Source organism: Croceitalea sp. W27, from assembly GCF_055693185.1.
Genome location: NZ_CM146327.1, coordinates 903,904 through 924,816 on the forward strand (window position 1 = coordinate 903,904; position 20,913 = coordinate 924,816).

The window sequence follows — 20,913 nt, forward strand, 5'->3', positions numbered from 1 at the left end:
TTTATACAATTAGTCACTAGTTTGGTACCTTTATAACTACGTTTTAACTATAAAAAGTATCCATAGAACGTTAAAATTATGAAAAACCACCCAATTTGTCTCTATTTTTTCGTTGTACTGCTCACCCAATCTTGTGCTCAGACAACGGATAAAACCATTAAAAACCCCGTAACTAACTCATTTTCAGATGAATTAATCATTGAGGGAATACAAAACCCTTGGGGTATGGTATTTCCTTCAAAAAATAGCATTTTAATCACAGAAAAGAGTGGAAAGCTCATTTTGGTTAAAGATGGAGAAAAGACACAAATTCAGGGGTTACCGAATATTTACGAGCGTGGTCAAGGTGGATTTTTAGATATTGAACTACATCCAGATTATGAGAATAATGGATGGATCTACTTTTCATATTCTTCATCTGATGGCGATGGGAATGGCGGAAATACAACCATCATGCGTGCCAAGCTAAAAAACAATGAACTGGTTGCTAAAGAAACACTCTATAAAGGAGTACCCAACACTACTAAAGGGCAGCATTGGGGCTCTAGACTAGAGTTTGATGATGCCGGTTTTCTCTATTTTTCAATTGGAGACAGGGGCAACAGAGATGTAAATCCGCAGGATATCACCAGAGACGGGGGCAAAATATACCGAATTCATGATGATGGTCGAATTCCAAACGACAACCCATTCATAGGCGAAAAAGGGGCAAAAAAAGCTATTTACAGTTATGGGCATCGAAATCAGCAAGGCTTGGTTAAAAATCCTATAACCGGAGACATTTGGAACCACGAACACGGCCCTAAAGGCGGTGATGAAATAAATATTGTCAAAAAAGGTAGAAATTATGGTTGGCCTATTATTACCTATGGAATCAACTACGTTGGGACAAAAATAACAGATGAGACCTCTAGACCCGGAATGGAACAACCACTTTATCAATGGACCCCATCCATAGCCCCGAGCGGTATGACATTTGTAACATCTGAAAAATACAAAGGTTGGAAAGGAAGCCTATTGGTCGGTTCTTTGGCCTTTCAATATTTGGAAAGATTGGAGCTCAAGAATAATAAGGTAGTTTACCGAGAAAAGCTCTTGGATGGTTTGGGAAGGGTAAGAAACGTAAGACAAGGGCCTGATGGGTATATATATGTTGGTGTTGAAGGAAAAGGTGTTTACAAGCTTATCCCGAAAAATCAATGAAACTGTTATTGGTTCTATTATTATTTGGATGTTCACATCTTTACGCACAATCGAGTTTAAAAAATAGCATGGTCTTAGGCGAAAAAATATACCTCAGAAAGTGCGCGGCATGCCATGGAAAAAATGGCTTAGGGAAAGAAAAGCGTATTCCACCCTTAGCAAATTCCGATTACTTGGCAAACAATCAAGAATCAAGTATACGCGGTATTTTATTCGGTCTAAAAGGGGAAATCACTGTAAATGGGGTTAACTATAACCGTAAAATGAAAGCAGTAAAACTATCCGACCTTGAAGTTGCTAATGTTATGAACTTCATTCAAAACTCGTGGGGCAATAAAAACAAAAAGAGCGTCACAAAAGAGGCTGTTGCAAAAATAAGAGCTAAGCATTAACCAATTGCTGCAATTGCCGCTCTCACAGAACCATGCTTTTTCAATGCTTTTTCAGCATCTTTATAAGGCATATTCAAAGCCTCTACCAAGTAACGGGTGCCTCTATCTACAAGCTTATTATTGCTCAACTGCATATCTACCATCTTATTTCCTTTAACCCTACCTATTTTAATCATTAAGGCGGTAGAAATCATATTCAAGACTAGTTTTTGACTAGTCCCGCTTTTCATTCTTGTACTACCTGTAACAAACTCAGGGCCAACATTTATAGCAATTGGTATATCCGTGTCGTTGGCCAGAGGTGACCCAGGATTATTGGTAATACCTGCCGTTAACAATCCATTTGCTTTGGCATCTTTAATACCGCCTAAAACATAGGGTGTGGTGCCCGATGCAGCTATCCCGACCAAGGTGTCATTTTCATTTATATCGAACTTTTGAAGATCTTTCCAAGCTTGTAAAGTATTATCTTCTGCGAATTCAATCGCTTTTCTAATTGCTCCGTCACCACCCGCAATGATACCAATTACCTTGTCATGCGGCATACCGAAGGTCGGTGGAATTTCAGAAGCATCTAAAATGCCTAATCGACCACTGGTACCGGCGCCTATGTAGAAAAGCCTCCCCCCTTTTTCAAAACGTACTACCAAAGCATCTACCAATTTGGTGATTTGGGGTATGACATCTTGTACGGCATCGGCCACTTTTTTATCTTCCTGATTTATCTTTTGCAATAGATCTTCCGAATTCATGCTTTCAAGATTATCATATAAAGAAGCTCTTTCTGTTATCTTTTGGTATTCACCCATATTATAAAAGCTGTATGTCTTGGTTCCTAAAATTTTTCAATAATAAATGATCTGGCTCTAATTCAGTAACCATTGTATCAATTAAATTTAAAGAACATGTCTTAAATCGATGTTGAGAGTTCAATTTCTCAGATATACAAAGTAAAACGGTCTTTTTTGAAGCTTTGATAACCGCTTTCTTGGTCTGTACGATATCCCAATCAAATTCTGTAAGTCCAAATTCGGTATCCACATAGCCAGTACCGATAAAGCTATAGTCCACTTTTATCTCTGCCAAATTATTTATTGTGTTACCTCCATAGCTTATTTGTGCATCAGAAGACAGTTTTCCTCCAATAAAAATTATTTCAACATTTGGTTTGTTCAGCAACTCCATGGCAACTTGTAGGCTTAGAGTAAAACAGGTTAATTTTAACTTTGGCGGTAAAAGTCGGGCTAATTCTAAACAAGTAGTTCCTCCATCAATTAGAACTACACTGTTCTCTTTTAAGAGTGTAGCTGATTTTTCAGCAATAACAATTTTTTCATCTAAGGCATAAACACTGTTTCTTTTGGGACTGTAGGCTGCAAAGCCTAAAGAAATTGCGCCGCCATGAACTTTTCTAAGTCGACTTTCTGCATCCAACTCCTTTACATCTCTTCTCACAGTATCAATAGAAACATTGAGCTTTTCTGCAATATCGATTAACTGCACACGATTATGAAGTTCAACTTCATTAAGGATAACCCGTTGACGTTCTTCCTTTAGCATTTATCCCAAATAAGAATTAAAAGTCAAAGATAGTAATTTGAATTACATGCTGTTTTTATCCTGATATATGTTGCAAATTTCTTTAAAACAGTAAAAAACAGCAATTATTATGGCATGAAACAGCAAAATATAGAAAAATTATGTAGTTTTGTGCTGTTTTCAATTTCAAAAACATCAAAAAATGGCACAAAAGACCTCATCTAAAGATTCAGTAGTCAAACCCAATGACGAACAAAAAAAGTTTGAAAAAATAAATACACTGATTCATAGTAATTCAGAAAATGCGTCGCTTTATGTGGCACAAGAGATAGCATCATTAATCAGGGAACGACAAAAACAAGGTAAAATGGCTGTTCTAGGTTTGGCAACAGGTTCTACCCCAACTAAGGTTTATGATTTTCTTGTAAAGTTTCATCGTAAAGAAGGTTTAAGTTTTAAAAATGTCATTTGTTTTAATTTGGACGAGTATTACCCCATGCAACCCGATTCTATTCATAGCTATGTACGATTTATGAATGAGCATCTGTTCGACCATATTGATATTAAAAAAGAAAATGCAAATGTTCCTGACGGTACGGTATCAAAAGAACAGGTAAGGACCTATTGCGAAAATTATGAGAAGAAAATCCTTAATGCTGGAGGATTGGATATTCAAATCTTGGGGATTGGAAGAACAGGTCATATTGGTTTTAATGAACCAGGTTCTTCAATGCATAGTAAAACTAGACTGGTTAGATTAGACCGTGTCACAAAACTAGACGCTGCCAGTGATTTCTTTGGTCAAGAAAACGTGCCCTCAAGGGCCTTGACTATGGGGGTCGGTACCATTATGAACGCAAAGCGCATTTTATTAATGGCTTGGGGCGAGGGAAAGGCCCAAATTGTACAAGAAGCTGTTGAAGGTGAAATACGTGAATCTGTGCCGGCTACTTTTTTACAACACCATAACAACTGTGATTTTATTTTAGATGAAGCTTCCGCATCTTTTCTTACCCGAGTAAAGACACCTTGGTTAGTTGGCGATTGTGAATGGAATGAGAAGCTTATCAAAAAAGCTGCAATTTGGTTATCGGAAAAACTAGGAAAAGCCATTCTAAAACTTACTAATGAGGATTATAACGAATACGGAATGGGCAGTCTAGTTGCAGAAATAGGTTCGGCAGAACAGATAAACCTGAAGGTCTTCAACCAATTACAGCGAACCATAACCGGGTGGCCGGGAGGCAAACCAAATGCTGACAATAGTCAACGCCCAGAGCGGGAATTACCGCATCAAAAACGCTCTTTGATTTTTAGTCCACACCCTGACGATGACGTTATTTCAATGGGCGGCACGCTCTTGCGTTTAGTGGACCAAAAACATGAGGTGCATGTTGCATATCAGACCTCGGGCAACATTGCGGTCTTTGATGATGAAGTGATTCGTTTTTTAGATTTTGCTACGGATATAGAAAAAGAGGATAAACAGTTGCAAGAACGCTTTAGAAATGTGCGCCAGTTTTTAAGTAATAAGTCACCAGGGCAAATTGACAGCCCCGAAATACAGGAGTTTAAGGGTTTGATACGAAAAGGAGAAGCACTGGCAGCATGTCGCTACTGTGGTGTTCCTGAAGAAAACGCGCATTTTCTGAACTTGCCCTTTTATGAAACCGGAGCGGTCAAGAAAAAACCGCATTCTGAAGAAGATATTAAAATCACCTATGATTTGCTCAATAAAATACAACCACATCAAATCTTTGCTGCAGGTGATTTATCAGATCCGCACGGCACACATAGGGTTTGTTTACAAGTTGTATATAAGGCTTTGGATAGATTAGTAGAAGATAGCGTGGACTGGATTAAGGATTGCTACGTTTGGCTTTATCGCGGGGCATGGCAAGAATGGGATATTTCCGATATGGAAATGACCGTGCCTATCGGACCTAAAGACATGGCAAGAAAAATAAGCGCCATTTTTAAGCACCAGTCGCAAAAAGATGCAGCTATGTTTCCAGGGAACGATGAGCGTGAGTTTTGGCAGCGGGCAGAGCAACGTAATAAAGAAACAGCCCATAAATATAATGCTTTGGGCATGGCAGAATATGAAGCTATGGAGGGTTTTGTGCGTTACAAATTCGACTAGCACTTTTATTTCGATAAATTCTTTACATAATTGTCAATCCTCTATCAGAAAAAGGCTTCAAAATACGATCTGAAGGTAATAGCTCCGTTATCAAAATATCTATAGCTTCTATCTCGCATATTTTATAACGTTGCGTAGAATTCAGTTTTTCAGAAATCGCAGGTGAAATAACTTTTTTAGAAGTTCTTATCATAGCTCTTTTTACTTGAACAATGTCCCAATCAAACTCTGTTAGGCCATCACTACAGCCTATTGAGTTGGTTCCTAAAAAACATATATCTGTTTTTATGCGAGCAAGCATATTTATAGCGTTACCACCAATGGCGATTTGAGAATTATTTGACAGCTTTCCCCCTACGAAAACAGTTTCTATGTGTGGCTTATTAAGCATTTGTATGGCTACTTGGAGGCTTGGGGTAAAACATGTTAATTTTAATCTTGGTGGAATTAATTTGGCAATTTCTATATTGGTCGTCCCTCCACTTAATAAAATTACCTGACCGTCTTTTAAAAGTTGTATGGCCTTTTTGGCAATTATTTTCTTTTCAGCCAAAGCATAAATATCCTCAAAAGCATTATTGTAGTTATTAAACCCCAAAGAAACTGCACCTCCATGAACCTTCTTTAACTTATTATTATCGTGCAAGCTTTTAATGTCTCTTCGAATAGTATCAGGAGAAACATTTAAAAGGTTTGCAATATCAGTCAATAAAATTCTATTATGAACTCTAACTTCGTTCAAAATAATCTGGTGGCGTTCTTCTTTTAACATTATAAATAGTGGTTGGTATGCACAAGATGCGAAATATTGCAAAATATTGCAAATCTGAGGGCATATGATAAGTTTTTAATTAAAAATATTGCAAAAAAAAATATTGATGCAATTTTTTGCATACTTTTAAAGAGAATACGAAGATGTTTTGTAAAAACAATCCTACTTAACATCTTAATTCTAATTGAACTTAAATTAAAACTACACTTTATGAAAAAAAACAACTTTGTCAAAGAAAAGTTGCTACACTTACTTTTAGTGCTGCTCTTTTTGACTAGCGGATCTGTTTTAGGGCAGACAGAAAGTTATTCCTTTTCGGGGAATGTCACTGACGGTGAAAGCGGAAGTCCCATTCCCGGAGCTTCAGTTTTTATCGAGAACACTAGCAATGGTACGGTAACAGATTTTGATGGAAACTACGTTTTCACGGCAAACCTAGATCCTGGTGATTATATTTTAATAGTAAGTTATTTGGGATATTCTACCAAAAAAACTCCTATTTCTATTGGCTCATCAATTGAAATCACAAACAATATATCGCTCAATGAAGATTTACTTAATCTAGATGAAGTAATCGTTACGGGAAACACTGTTGGAGTAAATAAAAGAACATTGGGTAACGCTATCTCTTCCGTAAAAGCCGAAGACTTGGTCAATAACGGGGCAACTGCGGTTGACCAAGCAATTTCAGGAAAAATCACAGGGGCATTGGTACAACAAAATTCCGGCGACCCTGCAGGTGGAATTAGCATCCGGTTAAGAGGTCCAAGTACGGTCTTGGGTAATTCTGATCCTCTATATATCGTGGACGGTATTATAATAAGTAATTCAAGTAACCAGCTTATTGACTTAGGAGGGAATGCACAAAATAGACTTGCCGATCTAAATCCAAATGATGTTGAACGTATTGAGATAATAAAGGGTGCAGCAGCGGCAGCTATATATGGATCTAGAGCGAGTAACGGTGTCGTACAAATTTTTACTAAAAAGGGGAAGTCAGGAGAGCCCCGATTTAGCTTCTCTACCAGCGTCAGGGTAAACGAACTTAGAAAAAAGATAGATTACAACACCGCGCCTTTAGCTTGGGTAAATCCATTTGACAGAACTGATTTAGAAACAGTTCCGGTTACTAGATATGACCTGCAAGATGAGTTCTTTGGTTCTGGTTTTGGATTGGAAAATTATCTATCCGTTTCTGGGGGCAACGATAAAACTTCTTATTTTATTTCCGCTTCGCAACTAGACAACGAAGGGATAATTCAAAATACAGATTTTAGAAGAATTGGCTTTAAGACCAATCTAACCCAAAAAGCATTTGATTGGTTGACCATTAATGCAGGCTTAAATTATGTGCGTAGTCAAAGTCAGGATATTCCTAACGGTGGTATAAACTCTGCATATGGTGCAATTACTGGTTTTGTTTTTAGTGATAACTCCGTTAATCCTTTTCCGAATGAATCTGGTGTTTTCCCGATAACATCACTACTTGTTCCTAGAACAAACCCATTAGAAGCTGTAAATCGGTTTGATTTTGGTCAAAAAACAAATCGATTTATTACCAGCGTATCTTTAGATGCAAAAATCACGGAACGCCTATCGGCTAATTACACTTTAGGGCTTGACTATTTCAATCAATCTGCAACAGCATTTATTCCAATAAATAATACTTCTCCGAACGGAGACGGATTTGCAAGACGTTCAGATATCAATAACTTTCAATACAATAGCGATTTGAATTTATCCTATAGATTTGATATTAATGAAGACATTTCTTCTACCTCGACAATCGGAGGGTCATGGCAATATGAAGAGTTTGATCGCGTAGGTATAAGTGCTAATGGTCTACCTCCTATTGTTGAAACTGCTGAAAGCGGAAGTATTTTAGCACAAGGAGAAGGTAGATCACAGATATCGTATTGGGGTTCTTTTATTCAACAATCCTTCAGCTACAAGGATAAGCTATACCTAAACGGAGCTTTGCGAATGGACGGTGCCTCTACTTTTGGAAAAGATGAAAGAAATCAACTATATGCAAAAGCAAGTTTATCTTATGTTCTTTCGGAAGAAGGTTTTTGGGAAGAAACCTTTGGTGACGCTTTTAATGTATTCAAGTTAAGAGGTTCTTGGGGACAAGCAGGTAATCTAACCGCACTGTCCGCTTTTCAACGTTTTACACTATTGAATCCATCTGCGATAAATGGGTCTCCTAGCTTAATACCTAGTACACAACAGGGAGATTTAAATATTGCGCCCGAACGTCAAGAAGAATTTGAATTTGGGTTTGATGCAGGCTTCTTAAGCAATAGATTAGGTGTAGAATTCACATATTACAAGCAAGATGTGACAGATCTTCTTTTACCAAGAGAGTTAGCACCTTCTACAGGGTTTGGTTCTAGAATTGAAAACGTAGGTAATCTTGAGAATAAAGGTATTGAACTGTTATTGAAAGGTTCTCCGGTAAAGACAAATGATTTCACTTGGGATGTCACCGCAACATATTCGAAAAACGAAAACACCGTAACCAGTGTCGCTGGTGGTGGTCAATTCGCCCTAGCAGGTAGTTTTGCGACCAATTTTGTTATCGAAGGAGAACCATTAGGTGTTTTTTACCGACAATTTTATGCCAGGGATGCTGACGGTAGTATTTCTCTTGACGAAAACGGTTATCCTTTTAGAGGAACAAATGATGATGGTTCTTCATCAAAAGTAATCGGTGATCCCAATCCGGATTGGTTTGGTTCTTTGATAAATGAATTTTCTTATAAAGATTTCTCATTAAGGATACAGTTTGATGCCGTACAAGGTTTTGATGTATTCAATTGGAATAGAAGACTTTTGGACAACGTTATTTTTGGAGGTGGGTCAAACGTTGGTCAAGAATTGCTTGGTAATAGACCTAAGGGATTTGGTGGAGCTCAAGCCGGTATTTTTGAAGAATTTGTTGAAGACGGTTCTTTTGTAAAGTTAAGGGAACTTGCTATTAGCTACGATTTTAAATCGCCTTTTAAATCTGTAGACAATATTAAATTGAGTCTTATTGGAAGAAATTTAGTTTCATGGGACGACTATTCGGGCTGGGATCCGGAAATAAATTCAGCTGGTCAAAGTAATGGAGTAAGAGGGTTCGATTTTGCAGGAGTACCAATTCCTCGAACGTATCAATTTAGCGTTAACGTCAACTTCTAAAAACAAAAAGATGAAACATAACAAAATATATAAAACAATTACAATGGTTATGTCAGCAATTTTGTTGGTATTAACCTCATGCGAAACCGATTTTGACAATCCTAATTCAGCAACAGCCGAACAAACATTTTCTTCTAGGGAAGGAATATTGGCAGCAGCAGTAGGTCTTCAGCAATTATACTCGACAACTGGTGTTCGTTGGATTGCTGAAACACCTGCCATAACAACTAGAGAAGGAGGCATTACAACAACTTTTCAAAACATGATAGAGTTAGAAGATGGTGGAACTGCCTTACCAAACTTTAATTCCAACGTTCAAGGCTTATGGTCCACTATGCTCAGAGTTATTAAGATAGCCGAAGATATTGAGGCCAACACAGCAAATGTAGAACTTGACCCAGGTACACAAAGTGGCCTTATTGCCCATGCAAAGTTGTTTAAAGCTCTTGCGATTGGTAGCTTATCACAGAACTATGAGCAAGTTATCGTACAAACCAGTAATGATAACAATGCCGAATTTGTACCAAGACAATCTGGATATGAAACGGCAATAGGGCTGTTACAAGAAGCCAAGTCAGCTATCTCTGCAACTCCAGTTTCTACAGAATTTACCGAAGAGGTAACTTTAGGCAACATAGATATTGCAAATACCATTGATGCCATGTTGGCCAGATACAATCTTTTTGCCGGCAACTATGATGCAGCCATTATGGCTGCAAATGATGTGGACCAGTCTTCAACATCTACTTTTGCCTATGATTCACAGAATTTAAACCCAATTTGGAGTCGAGTGTTTTTAAACGATGCCCCAAATTTTAAACCAAGGGATAATTTTGGATTACCAGCTGAATTTATTTTTGATGCTGCAGATGGCCGACTTACTTTTTATTTAACGCCATTAGATGAAACAAACCAAAATGGACTTCCCATCGAAGATTTAGCTGGTTTTTTTAACGTAAATACAGGCTCACTTCCACTCTACATACCAGATGAAATGAATTTAATAATAGCTGAAGCCAATTTAAGAAAAAGTAATCCAGACACTGCCACAGCTATCACGGCAATCGATGAAGTACGTACTGATAATGACGACCCATTGGGAGTAAATGCAAACATTGCAGCCTATTCTGGTGCTACAACAGTTGAAGCGCTATTGAATGAAGTATATCAAAATAGAAGAGCAGAATTATTTTTGACAGGCTTAAGTTTGGAGGACAGTAGACGTTTCAACAGACCTACGCCAAGCGGAGCAGCGATGAATTACACTGAGGAGCGTAACAGGAATTTTTATCCCTACCCCGATACCGAGAGAAACAGCAATCCAAATACACCGACGGATCCACAGTTATAATATTTGTTTAGTTTAGTTTTATAGCAGGCCTACATGATTCTAGTGAATAGTAGGCCTGTTATTTTATAACCAGCTCTTTAATTATTTAGAAGAAATGAAAAAAAAACTATTTTTTGTTTTTATAATTATACTGTCTGCTTGTTCTCCATACAAATCTGTACCACAACCAAAGACAGAGTTTAGGGGGGTTTGGATCGCTACGGTTGCAAATATTGATTGGCCGAAAAGTGGTGAAGACATCGTTACAAAACAGAAAAGAGATTATTTAGAAATCTTGGATTTTTATGATGAACTCAATTTTAATGCCGCAATTGTTCAAGTAAGAACTGCTGGAGATGCATTTTTCGATTCGAAATATGCCCCTTGGTCCAGATACCTTACAGGAAAAGAGGGCAGAGCGCCTGACACCAATGAAGATTTATTAAAATGGATGACAAAAGAAACCCATAAAAGAGGAATGGAGTTTCATGCATGGTTAAATCCGTATCGTGCTACTTTTGATTTAGACACTACTATTTTAAGTCCCCAGCACGATTTTAATCAACACCCTGAATGGATGGTAAAATATGGTAAAAAATATTACTATAATCCAGGTTCACCAGAAGTCAGGGAAAAGTTGGTTTCTGTAATGAAAGAAATAGTCGAGAACTATGATATAGATGCTATTCATTTTGACGATTACTTTTACCCATATAAGATAAAGGACGAGGTATTTAAAGATTCAATTACATACCAAAAATATGCTTTACCAAACCAAGGATTGTATGATTGGCGAAGAAGCAATATAGATTCTTTGGTGAAGAATATCCATGAGTCCATTAAATCAGAAAAGCCATGGGTACAATTTGGAATTAGTCCATTTGGTGTATGGAAAAACAAATCTACCGACCCGAGAGGTTCCGAAACAAAAGCAGGGCAGACTACTTATGAAGACTTATATGCCGACCCATTATTGTGGTTGAAACAAGGCTGGATAGATTATATAGCACCACAGGCTTATTGGAGCATGGAGCTTCCTGTAGCGTCACATAAAACCATTACAAATTGGTGGGCAAAAAATAGCGAAAATACTAACCTATACATGGGTAATGGCACTTATAAAATCCGAAATAATAGTGATAAAGCTTGGTACAATAAAAAAGAAATTCCAAATCAGATAGAACTGTCACGTTTAAAGAAAAGAGTGTCGGGTAATATCTTTTTTAGTGCAAAAAGTCTAATGCAGAAAAATAGAGATGTTGTAAGAAAACTTAAAAGAAATTTTTACATGCATGAAGCGCTAACACCAATCTCACCAATTGTTGGCGAGAAGGCAAATAATATACCTAAAATCCTTTCAAATACTGTGACAAAAGACAGTATTCGATTAAATTTCATTTCTCTGAAAAACCAAAGATATGCGCTATTATATAAGTCAGGTAGAGAGCCCTTACCCAACTATCCGATGAGCAAATTGATTTTAAAAAAATTCTTGGATGGCAGCGACTTTTTTTCAATTTCAAAAAAACAAATTAAAGGGAACAAACAAATAGCGATAACTTTATTGGATAAATTTGGTTTTGAAAGCCAACCTATGATTATAGACGTAAACTAAATGATTAAAAAAGACAAAGGAGCGTGGGTATGGGTACCTATACTTTATTTCACCCAAGGACTGCCTTATGTGCTGGTGGTTACTGTTTCTGTAATCATGTACAAAAAACTTGGTGTAAGCAATGAAGATATAGGGCTTTATACAAGTTTATTATACTTGCCATGGGTGTTAAAGCCTTTGTGGAGTCCTTTTGTAGACTTAAAAAGTACAAAACGTAAATGGTTTTTAGTTATGCAACTACTAATAGCTATTGCCCTTTTGGGGGTGGGTCTAACCTTACCTACCAATATGTTCTTCACTACTACACTTGCCTGTTTTTGGATGGCTGCTTTTGCATCGGCGACAAATGATATAGCATCAGATGGTTATTACATGCTGGGGTTGACTGAAAAAAAACAGTCCTTTTTTGTCGGTATGCGAAGTACTTTCTACAGGCTTGCTATGGTTACTGGAGAAGGATTGATTGTTGTTTTAGCAGGCTTTCTGGAAAATAAATATGGTGATAATTCCAAAGCATGGAGCATTACTATGACCGCCGCGGCTTTTTTGATGTTGCTATTAACAGTTTCCAACTTTTTTGCAACTCCAAAATATGAAACTTCGGGGGACGTATTGCTAGAAAAACCGAAAAGCTTTTTAGAAGTATTCAAATCTTTTTTTGATAAACCCAATATTGGCATAGCACTAGCTTTTATTCTAACATATCGTTTGGGCGAGTCACAATTGGTGAAAATGGCCGCCCCTTTTTTATTGGACAGTCCTGAACAAGGTGGCCTTGGCTATTCTACCGAGCAATTGGGAACCATATTTGGTACGGCCGGGGTAATTATGTTGTCCATTGGAGGTATTCTTGGAGGTATTTTAATCTCAAGGGATGGTCTTAAAAAATGGATGTTTCCAATGATTCTTTCCTTAAACCTTCCTAACATTCTCTACGCCATTTTAGCGATTACCAAAACTACAAGTATTATTGCAGTTACAGCTACCGTGGTTTTTGAAAAATTTGGTTATGGCTTCGGTTTTGCCGCGTTTCTAATGTACCTCATTTATGTCGCAGAAGGTAAATCAAAAACATCCCACTATGCCATTGCAACTGGTTTTATGGCATTAGGTATGATGTTGCCTGGAATGATAAGCGGTTATATGCAAGAGTGGCTGGGTTATGGCGGTTTCTTTGTATGGGTTGTAATTGCAGCATTGCCGGCAGTATTTTTGATGAAATTCATAAAATATCCTGCTGATTTTGGTAAAAAAACAAAAGCATCGGATGACTGATTTTATCAACTATATAAATGCAAAAAAACAGTTATCTACCAAAGAAAAAGTAGGACAGCTTTTTATGCCCGCAGTTTTTATAAACGATAGCGAATCAGAAATAAAGCAGATAGAAAAACTCATCAAACAAAATAACATTGGAAGTCTTTGTTTTTTTCATAGTAGGGCAAGTGCCGCTACTAATTTTGAAGGCAAAAAAAAGGTAGTCCATAACAAAGAAAGCTTTAAAACTTTACAAGGACTAGTAAAACGTTACCAAAAAGCAGCTAAATATCCATTACTTATTGCCATTGACGCAGAATGGGGCTTGGCGATGCGTGTAGAGAACACACCCCGATATCCTTATGCAATCACACTAGGAGCACTAGAAAATTGCCATGATTTAATTTTTGAAGTGGGCAAACAGATAGCAAAAGACTGCAAAGCGGCTGGTGTGCATTGGAATCTCTCACCATGTGTAGATATCAATAACAATCCAAATAATCCAGTAATAGGATACCGTTCTTTTGGGGAAGATGTAAAAAAAGTGGCCGAAAAAGCTTTAGCTTATGTTGAAGGAACAAAAAGTGAACTAGTTTTAACCAGTATAAAACATTTTCCCGGTCATGGAGATACTGAGACAGATTCGCATTTAGGGCTTCCACTAATTAGTAAATCCAAAGCTGAATTAATTATAAACGAACTATATCCTTTTCAAAAATTGATTGACAAAGGAGTAGACTCGGTAATGGTTGGCCATTTATCGGTCCCCTCACTTACCAATGGCAAAAAAATATCATCCAGCATTTCTAAAGAGGTTATTAAAGGTATTCTAAGAAAAGATATGGGTTTTGGTGGGGTAGTGATTTCTGATGCCTTAAATATGCATGCGGTATCCAAAAACTATCCTAAAAAAGGTGAATTAGAATGGTTGGCCTTTGATGCCGGCAATGATATTCTATGTTTTCCCAAAAACATTACAGAAGGTATTGCAGCTATTTTACAGAACGCAACCGAAGAACAAATTGAAGATAGTTTTGAAAGAATATGGAGGTTAAAAACAAAGGTGCAAGGAGTAAATCCCATCACCGAATTAAGCAATAGCGGCATCTTGAATAAAGCAATAGCTGAAAAAAGCATCACACTATGTAAAGGTACAGAAGCAGAAATTGCAGCCTTTAATAAAACTGATTATTACACTTTAGCTTTAAAAAGATCTTCCAATCAAGAAGCATTAGAAATTTTAAAGGATTTGGAAAAACTAAAGTCCGAAATAGCCGATAAGAAAAATATATTGGTGCTGTTGACTCCTCCACAAATTAAACCAACCAACTGCTTTGGTCTTTTAGAAGAAGAAATCAACTTCCTGAACGATGTAATGCTTGAAAAAAATGTTATTCTTTATCTTTTTGGCAATCCTTATGTTCTGAATCAGATAAATATTAAAAATGCACGGGCTGTAGTTGTTGCATATCAAGATTTCAAGGAATTTCGAGATGTGGCAAAAGCACATTTTTCTGGGAATTTAAAAGCGACAGGAAAACTGCCCGTACATATTAAAAATATCGCAAATGAAAACTGATATTCAAGATTCTTGGGACAAAAATGCAGAAGAGTGGAATAGGGTAATTCAAGCCAATGAAATTCCTTCAAGAAAATTTACGAATAAAGCTATAATAGAAACATTGACCGAACTTAATGTTTCCAAAATTTTGGATTGCGGCTGTGGTGAGGGATGGCTTACCAGAGAAATGACAGCTCTAGGAAAAATAGCTATCGGTATTGATAGCACCAAAAAACTATTGTTAGAGGCAAAAAGAAAAGGAAATGAGCCTTTTTATCAAATGAGTTATGAAGATATCATGGATGGAGCAGTTATTCCTGAAAACCCTTTTGATGCCGTTGTTTTTAATTTCTGCCTTTACCAAGAAAAAGGAATGGCTTTGCTTTTAAAAAATATGAAAAACCATTTACGGCAAACGGGACTGATAATTATACAAACCTTACACCCCACTTTTATAGAAAAAAATGGTGATGGCTACCAATCGCAGTGGTTTAAAGATTCGTGGAAAGGACTACCTGGCAACTTTCTTGAAGGACATTCTTGGTATGCCAGAACTTTTGAAGATTGGACTACTGTTTTTGAAAAGAGTAGTTTGAAAATCCTGAAAGTAAAAGAGGTAACGAACTCAGAACATCAACCTTTATCAATCATTTATATTTTACAGTAATAATGAATACTTATAAAATCCTTGGTATGATGTCTGGAACCTCATTAGATGGTTTAGACATTGCTTATTGTCATATTTGGCAAGAAACTGAGACTTTATGGAACTTCAAAATTCTAGAGGCCGAAACTATTTCCTATTCCCCAGCTTTGAAATTACAGCTTAAAAACGCGATATATCTTTCAGATTCAGCACACGAAGCTTTAGATAAAGCTTATGGTATATGGCTGGGCGAGCAAGCAAAGGCATTCATTCAGAAGAACAATTTAGATATTGATTTTATAGCCAGTCATGGACATACTTCACATCATAGACCTGAGGAAGGATACACCTTTCAACTCGGAAATGGGCAAGAGCTTGCCAACAGCTCGAGACAAAAAGTGGTTTGCGATTTTCGCTCTTTAGATGTGAAACTAGGAGGTCAAGGAGCGCCGTTGGTTCCGATAGGTGATGAACTGTTGTTCAGCGACTATAATTTCTGCCTCAATCTGGGTGGTATTAGTAATATTTCATTTCAAAAAGATGGAGAACGCATAGCCTACGATATCGGCCTAGCAAACATGCCGTTGAATTACATTACGCAAAAAATAAACCTGGAATATGATAAAGGTGGTACGTTAGCTGCCTCTGGAGTGCTTAATGATACTCTTCATTCTCAATTAGATAAACTAGAATACTATAAACTTCCATTCCCAAAATCTACTGGATATGAATGGTTTAGTAAAGAGATAATCCCTTTAATTGAGGAATCCAAGGCTAGTGTCGAAGACTTATTGCACACTTTTATTCAGCATAATACCTCCAAAATAGCCTTGGCTATCACCGAAAATATGGAAAAGAAGGTCAATACCTTATTGGTCTGCGGTGGGGGTGCCTTAAACGACTTTTTTATTGAAACACTTCGTGAAAAATTACTTCCCCATACTGAAGTGATTATTCCATCAAAACAACTCATTAATTTTAAAGAGGCGTTGGTTTTTGGCCTAATGGGTGTTTTAAAAATGGAGGGCAAAACTAATGTATTGTCTTCGGTAACAGGGGCATCAAACGATTCTTGTAGTGGTGTAGTTTTCTCCCCCTCTATGTAATTACGGTTTTTTTAAATTTCTTAGACATCATAAAAACAATAAAAGACCCTAACCCACACAATGCCAATCCTAAAAACATCGGCCAAACCGTGTCATCTACAAAATAACCGATCAAGGTCGCAATAGGTATAGATAGTAAGGTAGAGACAAAGCCATTTATCGCTGCGCCAATACCGGCAATATGGCCGATAGGTTCCATGGCTATGGAACGAAAGTTGCCCCACATAAAACCCAAACAGAAAAACTGCCCAAAAAGAAAAGTCACCAAAATATAGATACTTGGGTTGGGGGTCCCCCAAAAAATTATAACATATAGCAATGCAATGATGCAAAATGTACAGAGCGCCATAAAGGATAGCTTACGCATACCGAAACGGAGCACTAAAGTTCCGTTTAGAAAGGTAGACAGACCAATGGAAATTGCTAACCCAGCGAAAATATACGGAAATGCTTCTTTTTGCTCATATTGATTCTCAAAAATATGCTGTGAAGCACTTAAATAGACTAAAAAAGCACCAGTTACCAATCCTGAAATCATGGTAAAAGCGATGGTCTCCTTATACTTCAAAAACTCTTTTGTACCATCTATAAAAACACGAGCCGCAAAAGGAATTTTATATTCTGGTTTGAGGGTTTCTTTCTGCCTTTTCCAAAACCAAATAGCCACTAACAACCCAAAAAATAGTTGAACATAAAAAATAGCTTCCCATCCAAATTCATCTAAAATAAGTTTTCCAATGGCAGGTGCCACAACTGGGATAAGAATAAAAAACGCCACAACAAAAGACATAACTTTTGCCATATAATCACCTTTATATGAATCTCGAATAATCGATATCGTTATTGTACGTGGTGCAGAAAGACCAATACCTTGAAAAATACGCCCCACAACCATTATTTCAATATTAGGGGCAAATAAACAGATAACGCTAGCAATGGCAAATACAATGAAACCCAGATACACAATCGGTTTTCTGCCGTAGGAGTCTGAAAGTGGCCCGAAAAATAACTGACCCACTCCCAAACCCAAAAAAATCATGGTAATCAACAGTTGATTTACCGTTGGGTCTTCGCTTTTAATGGCGATTCCAATATCAGAAATTGCGGGCAATAGGGCATCAATGGCCAAAGCAACTATAGACATCAAAGACGCCATGAGAGCTACAAATTCAAAATTAGGTTTTTGGTTTTCAGATTGCATTCGGCAAAAGTAGTTATATGATACCCAATCAGACGTTGTAAAAGCATGTATTTGCCCTTAAATTGTTTGTTTATTATTTGTTGGAACAAGAAGTCTGTCTACATTCAAATTATTACTTTTGAACAAACTTCTTTTGAATGCTTATAATTGGTATAGCTGGCGGAACAGGATGCGGTAAGACCACTGTTGTAAATCAGATTGTAAATGAATTACCCGATAACGTTGTTGGGGTAATCTCTCAAGATTCGTATTACAATGATTTATCACATATGACGAAAGAAGAGCGAAGTCAAGTGAATTTTGACCATCCGAATTCAATTGATTTTGAACTTTTGATTGAACATCTACATCAATTAAAGCAAAATAAATCCATTCAAAAACCGGTTTATTCCTTTGTTGAAGAAACCCGATTAGAAAAGACTATTCTTACGCAGCCAAGAAAAGTAATGATTGTTGAAGGCATCCTTGTTTTGAGCAACCCTAAAATACGGGAGTTGTTCGACATTAAAATTTTCGTTCACGCCGATTCTGACGAGCGACTAATTAGAAGGCTACAACGTGATATAAAAGAACGTGGCCATAATCTAGAAAAGGTTTTACATCGCTATCAAACCGCGGTAAAACCAATGCATAACCAGTTTATCGAACCCTCAAAAGAGTTTGCCGACATCATTATACCAAATAATCACTACAATACCGTAGCTGTCGATATCGTAAAAACTATTATCAATGACAAACTAAATTGATTTATGGGTTTTGGCGCGTTAAAACAAAAAAAATGGTTCAAACTACTTACCAATATGTATGTATTGGTACTTACCATATTTGTTATTTGGATGGTTTTTTTCGATACCAATTCATTACTTATTCATTTAGAATTACAAGGAGAGATTAAGAAGCTCGAACAGCAAAAAGAGTTTCTGCAAAATGAAATTACAAAAGATAAGAAAGTACTCAAAGAACTATCTACCCCTGAGGAGTTAGAAAAATTCGCGAGGGAAAAATATTATATGAAGAAAGATAATGAGGAAATTTTTCTTATTGAATATGAAGACAGTTTAAAAACTAAGAACGACTAATTTCATCAAGGCTAAAACTGCGCGTTTTAAGGCTCAAAAAACTTGTGTGCCATTAATAATGATTCGTTTAACTTTCTTTAACGTCATACTTGCTGTTTATTCACTTGGTGTTAACAAAATACATTTTTTGGCACGCTAAATAATTGTATTTTTAACCCCTAACTTACTTAACTAATGGGTAAAATTATTGCTATTGCAAACCAAAAAGGTGGGGTTGGTAAAACCACCACCACGGTTAACTTAGCTGCATCACTAGGTGTTTTAGAAAAAAAAGTGCTTTTAATTGATGCTGACCCTCAAGCCAACGCAACTTCAGGACTTGGTATTGATGTTGATAGTGTTGAAAGTGGTACTTACCAATTGTTGGAGCACACCCTTGAGGCTTCAGAAACAATAGTTACAACTAATTCCCCTAATGTTGATTTAATTCCTTCACATATCGATTTGGTTGCCATCGAAATTGAATTGGTAGATAAAGATAACCGAGAATATATGATGAAAGAGGCCATAAAAGACCTTCGTGATTCATATGATTATATTTTAATAGATTGTGCACCTTCTTTAGGTCTACTTACCCTGAATGCCTTGACGGCAGCAGATTCTGTAATGATACCCATTCAATGTGAATACTATGCTTTAGAAGGCCTAGGAAAATTATTAAATACGGTAAAAAGTGTGCAAAAAATACACAATGCCGATTTAGATATTGAGGGTATGTTACTAACTATGTATGATTCTCGCTTGCGATTATCTAATCAAGTAGTAGAAGAAGTAAAGAAGCATTTTGCCGATATGGTCTTTGACACCATTATTCAGCGAAATGTAAAACTAAGTGAAGCGCCAAGTTATGGTGAAAGTATTATAAAGTACGATGCCAGCAGTAAAGGGGCATCTAACTACTTGAACTTGGCCAATGAGATATTGAGTAAAAACAAGGAGAAAGTTTAAATGGCGAAAGCAACAAAAAAACAAGCTCTTGGTAGAGGCTTGTCCGCTCTTTTAAAAGACCCGGACAATGATATTCAGTCCGTATCCGATAAAAACGCGGATAAAGTAATTGGCAATGTGGTAGAATTGGATATCAATTCTATAGAGGTAAACCCTTTTCAGCCACGTTCTAATTTTAATGATGAAACGCTCGAAGAATTGGCCAGCTCCATTCGCGAATTAGGCATCATTCAACCTATTACAGTCAGAAAGTTAGATTTTAATAAGTTTCAATTAGTTTCTGGGGAAAGAAGATTTAGAGCCTCAAAATTAGTTGGCCTAGAAACCATACCCGCCTATATAAGAATTGCCAATGATCAAGAGTCTTTAGAAATGGCCTTGGTCGAAAATATTCAACGTCAAGATTTAGACCCTATAGAAATTGCACTTTCATACCAAAGACTTACCGACGAAATTCAGATTACACAAGAAAAGTTAAGTGAGCGTGTAGGAAAAAAACGTTCTACTATCACAAATTATATGCGTCTTCTCAAATTGGACCCCATTATTCAAACCGGTATGCGCGACGGATTTGTTTCAATGGGCCATGGTAGGGCTTTGGTCAATATTGACAAAAAGAAAGACCAAATTGCCATTTATGAAAAAATAGTTGCAGAAGGGCTATCGGTTCGCGAAACGGAGCAATTGGTAAAAGCGTTCAAAAACAACAAAGGGGAATCTTCAATTAATAAGACCACTACAAAAAAAGAGCTCCCTGGCTACATTAGTAAAAACATAGATAGTATTACCAAAAACCTTGCAGTAAAGGTGGACATAACTTCTTCCCCAAATGGTAAAGGTAAAATTGTGATTCCTTTTCACTCTAAAGAAGAATTTCAACGCTTGAAAAAAATACTTACTGGTGGGTAAATACCTAATCATATTTGTTCTTTGTT

18 protein-coding genes are annotated in these 20,913 nt (G+C 36.9%); 14 read left to right on the plus strand and 4 right to left on the minus strand.

The genetic code is table 11. The features are described 5' to 3' along the window. Positions 1-78: 78 nt before the first annotated feature. A complete protein-coding gene (locus ACZ1GR_RS04070; RefSeq protein ID WP_472610955.1) occupies positions 79-1,203 on the plus strand; it encodes a PQQ-dependent sugar dehydrogenase in 1,125 nt (374 codons plus the stop codon). After that, positions 1,200-1,595 carry a c-type cytochrome gene (locus ACZ1GR_RS04075; RefSeq protein WP_472610956.1) on the plus strand — a complete coding sequence of 132 codons (396 nt, stop codon included), beginning with the start codon at positions 1,200-1,202 and terminating at the stop codon, positions 1,593-1,595. Before ACZ1GR_RS04070 ends, ACZ1GR_RS04075 begins: the two co-directional genes overlap by 4 nt. Here ACZ1GR_RS04075 and murQ read toward each other — a convergent pair. Both murQ and ACZ1GR_RS04085 read right to left on the minus strand, forming a co-directional pair. Further along, a complete protein-coding gene (gene murQ, locus ACZ1GR_RS04080; protein WP_472610957.1) occupies positions 1,592-2,404 on the minus strand; it encodes an N-acetylmuramic acid 6-phosphate etherase in 813 nt (270 codons plus the stop codon). The genes ACZ1GR_RS04075 and murQ overlap by 4 nt on opposite strands. Before the next feature lies 1 nt (position 2,405). After that, positions 2,406-3,155: a DeoR/GlpR family DNA-binding transcription regulator gene (locus ACZ1GR_RS04085; RefSeq protein ID WP_472610958.1), complete on the minus strand. Its 750-nt coding sequence runs from the start codon at positions 3,153-3,155 to the stop codon at positions 2,406-2,408. 181 nt (positions 3,156-3,336) lie between these two features. Between ACZ1GR_RS04085 and nagB the strand changes: the two genes are divergently transcribed. After that, positions 3,337-5,277: a glucosamine-6-phosphate deaminase gene (gene nagB / locus ACZ1GR_RS04090; protein WP_472610959.1), complete on the plus strand. Its 1,941-nt coding sequence runs from the start codon at positions 3,337-3,339 to the stop codon at positions 5,275-5,277. 22 nt (positions 5,278-5,299) lie between these two features. Here nagB and ACZ1GR_RS04095 read toward each other — a convergent pair whose 3' ends face one another. Continuing rightward, positions 5,300-6,049 (minus strand): DeoR/GlpR family DNA-binding transcription regulator, encoded by a 750-nt coding sequence (locus ACZ1GR_RS04095; protein ID WP_472610960.1) that lies wholly within the window; start codon positions 6,047-6,049, stop codon positions 5,300-5,302. A gap of 210 nt (positions 6,050-6,259) precedes the next feature. Here ACZ1GR_RS04095 and ACZ1GR_RS04100 point away from each other — a divergent pair, with 210 nt between their 5' ends. The 7 genes from ACZ1GR_RS04100 to ACZ1GR_RS04130 all read left to right on the plus strand — a co-directional run bounded on the left by ACZ1GR_RS04100 (position 6,260) and on the right by ACZ1GR_RS04130 (position 16,750). Further along, entirely contained in the window at positions 6,260-9,235 is a 2,976-nt protein-coding gene (locus ACZ1GR_RS04100; RefSeq protein WP_472610961.1) for a SusC/RagA family TonB-linked outer membrane protein, read from the plus strand. 10 nt (positions 9,236-9,245) lie between these two features. After that, positions 9,246-10,586, plus strand: a complete 1,341-nt coding sequence (locus ACZ1GR_RS04105; RefSeq protein WP_472610962.1) for a RagB/SusD family nutrient uptake outer membrane protein — start codon at positions 9,246-9,248, stop codon at positions 10,584-10,586. 94 nt (positions 10,587-10,680) lie between these two features. Beyond that, positions 10,681-12,180: a glycoside hydrolase family 10-like protein gene (locus ACZ1GR_RS04110; RefSeq protein WP_472610963.1), complete on the plus strand. Its 1,500-nt coding sequence runs from the start codon at positions 10,681-10,683 to the stop codon at positions 12,178-12,180. Further along, on the plus strand, positions 12,181-13,455 hold the full coding sequence (locus ACZ1GR_RS04115; RefSeq protein WP_472610964.1) for an MFS transporter: 1,275 nt from the start codon (positions 12,181-12,183) through the stop codon (positions 13,453-13,455). Beyond that, positions 13,448-15,016 (plus strand): glycoside hydrolase family 3 protein, encoded by a 1,569-nt coding sequence (locus tag ACZ1GR_RS04120; RefSeq protein WP_472610965.1) that lies wholly within the window; start codon positions 13,448-13,450, stop codon positions 15,014-15,016. Before ACZ1GR_RS04115 ends, ACZ1GR_RS04120 begins: the two co-directional genes overlap by 8 nt. Then, entirely contained in the window at positions 15,006-15,665 is a 660-nt protein-coding gene (locus ACZ1GR_RS04125) for a class I SAM-dependent methyltransferase (protein ID WP_472610966.1), read from the plus strand. The genes ACZ1GR_RS04120 and ACZ1GR_RS04125 overlap by 11 nt, the downstream gene beginning before the upstream one ends. Before the next feature lie 2 nt (positions 15,666-15,667). Further along, positions 15,668-16,750 carry an anhydro-N-acetylmuramic acid kinase gene (locus ACZ1GR_RS04130; protein ID WP_472610967.1) on the plus strand — a complete coding sequence of 361 codons (1,083 nt, stop codon included), beginning with the start codon at positions 15,668-15,670 and terminating at the stop codon, positions 16,748-16,750. On the opposite strand, the gene ACZ1GR_RS04135 is transcribed toward ACZ1GR_RS04130, so the two are convergent. Then, complete coding sequence (locus ACZ1GR_RS04135; RefSeq protein WP_472610968.1) at positions 16,743-17,951, minus strand: multidrug effflux MFS transporter; 1,209 nt, start codon at positions 17,949-17,951, stop codon at positions 16,743-16,745. The two genes, ACZ1GR_RS04130 and ACZ1GR_RS04135, sit on opposite strands and share 8 nt — an antisense overlap. A gap of 137 nt (positions 17,952-18,088) precedes the next feature. Here ACZ1GR_RS04135 and udk point away from each other — a divergent pair, with 137 nt between their 5' ends. The 4 genes from udk to ACZ1GR_RS04155 all read left to right on the plus strand — a co-directional run bounded on the left by udk (position 18,089) and on the right by ACZ1GR_RS04155 (position 20,887). Beyond that, positions 18,089-18,697 carry a uridine kinase gene (udk, locus tag ACZ1GR_RS04140; protein ID WP_472610969.1) on the plus strand — a complete coding sequence of 203 codons (609 nt, stop codon included), beginning with the start codon at positions 18,089-18,091 and terminating at the stop codon, positions 18,695-18,697. Between the two features lie 3 nt (positions 18,698-18,700). Next, positions 18,701-19,030 carry an FtsB family cell division protein gene (locus ACZ1GR_RS04145; RefSeq protein ID WP_472610970.1) on the plus strand — a complete coding sequence of 110 codons (330 nt, stop codon included), beginning with the start codon at positions 18,701-18,703 and terminating at the stop codon, positions 19,028-19,030. Positions 19,031-19,204: 174 nt separating this feature from the next. Beyond that, on the plus strand, positions 19,205-19,978 hold the full coding sequence (locus tag ACZ1GR_RS04150; protein ID WP_472610971.1) for a ParA family protein: 774 nt from the start codon (positions 19,205-19,207) through the stop codon (positions 19,976-19,978). Beyond that, a complete protein-coding gene (locus ACZ1GR_RS04155) occupies positions 19,979-20,887 on the plus strand; it encodes a ParB/RepB/Spo0J family partition protein (protein ID WP_472610972.1) in 909 nt (302 codons plus the stop codon). The last annotated feature ends 26 nt before the right edge of the window (positions 20,888-20,913 follow it).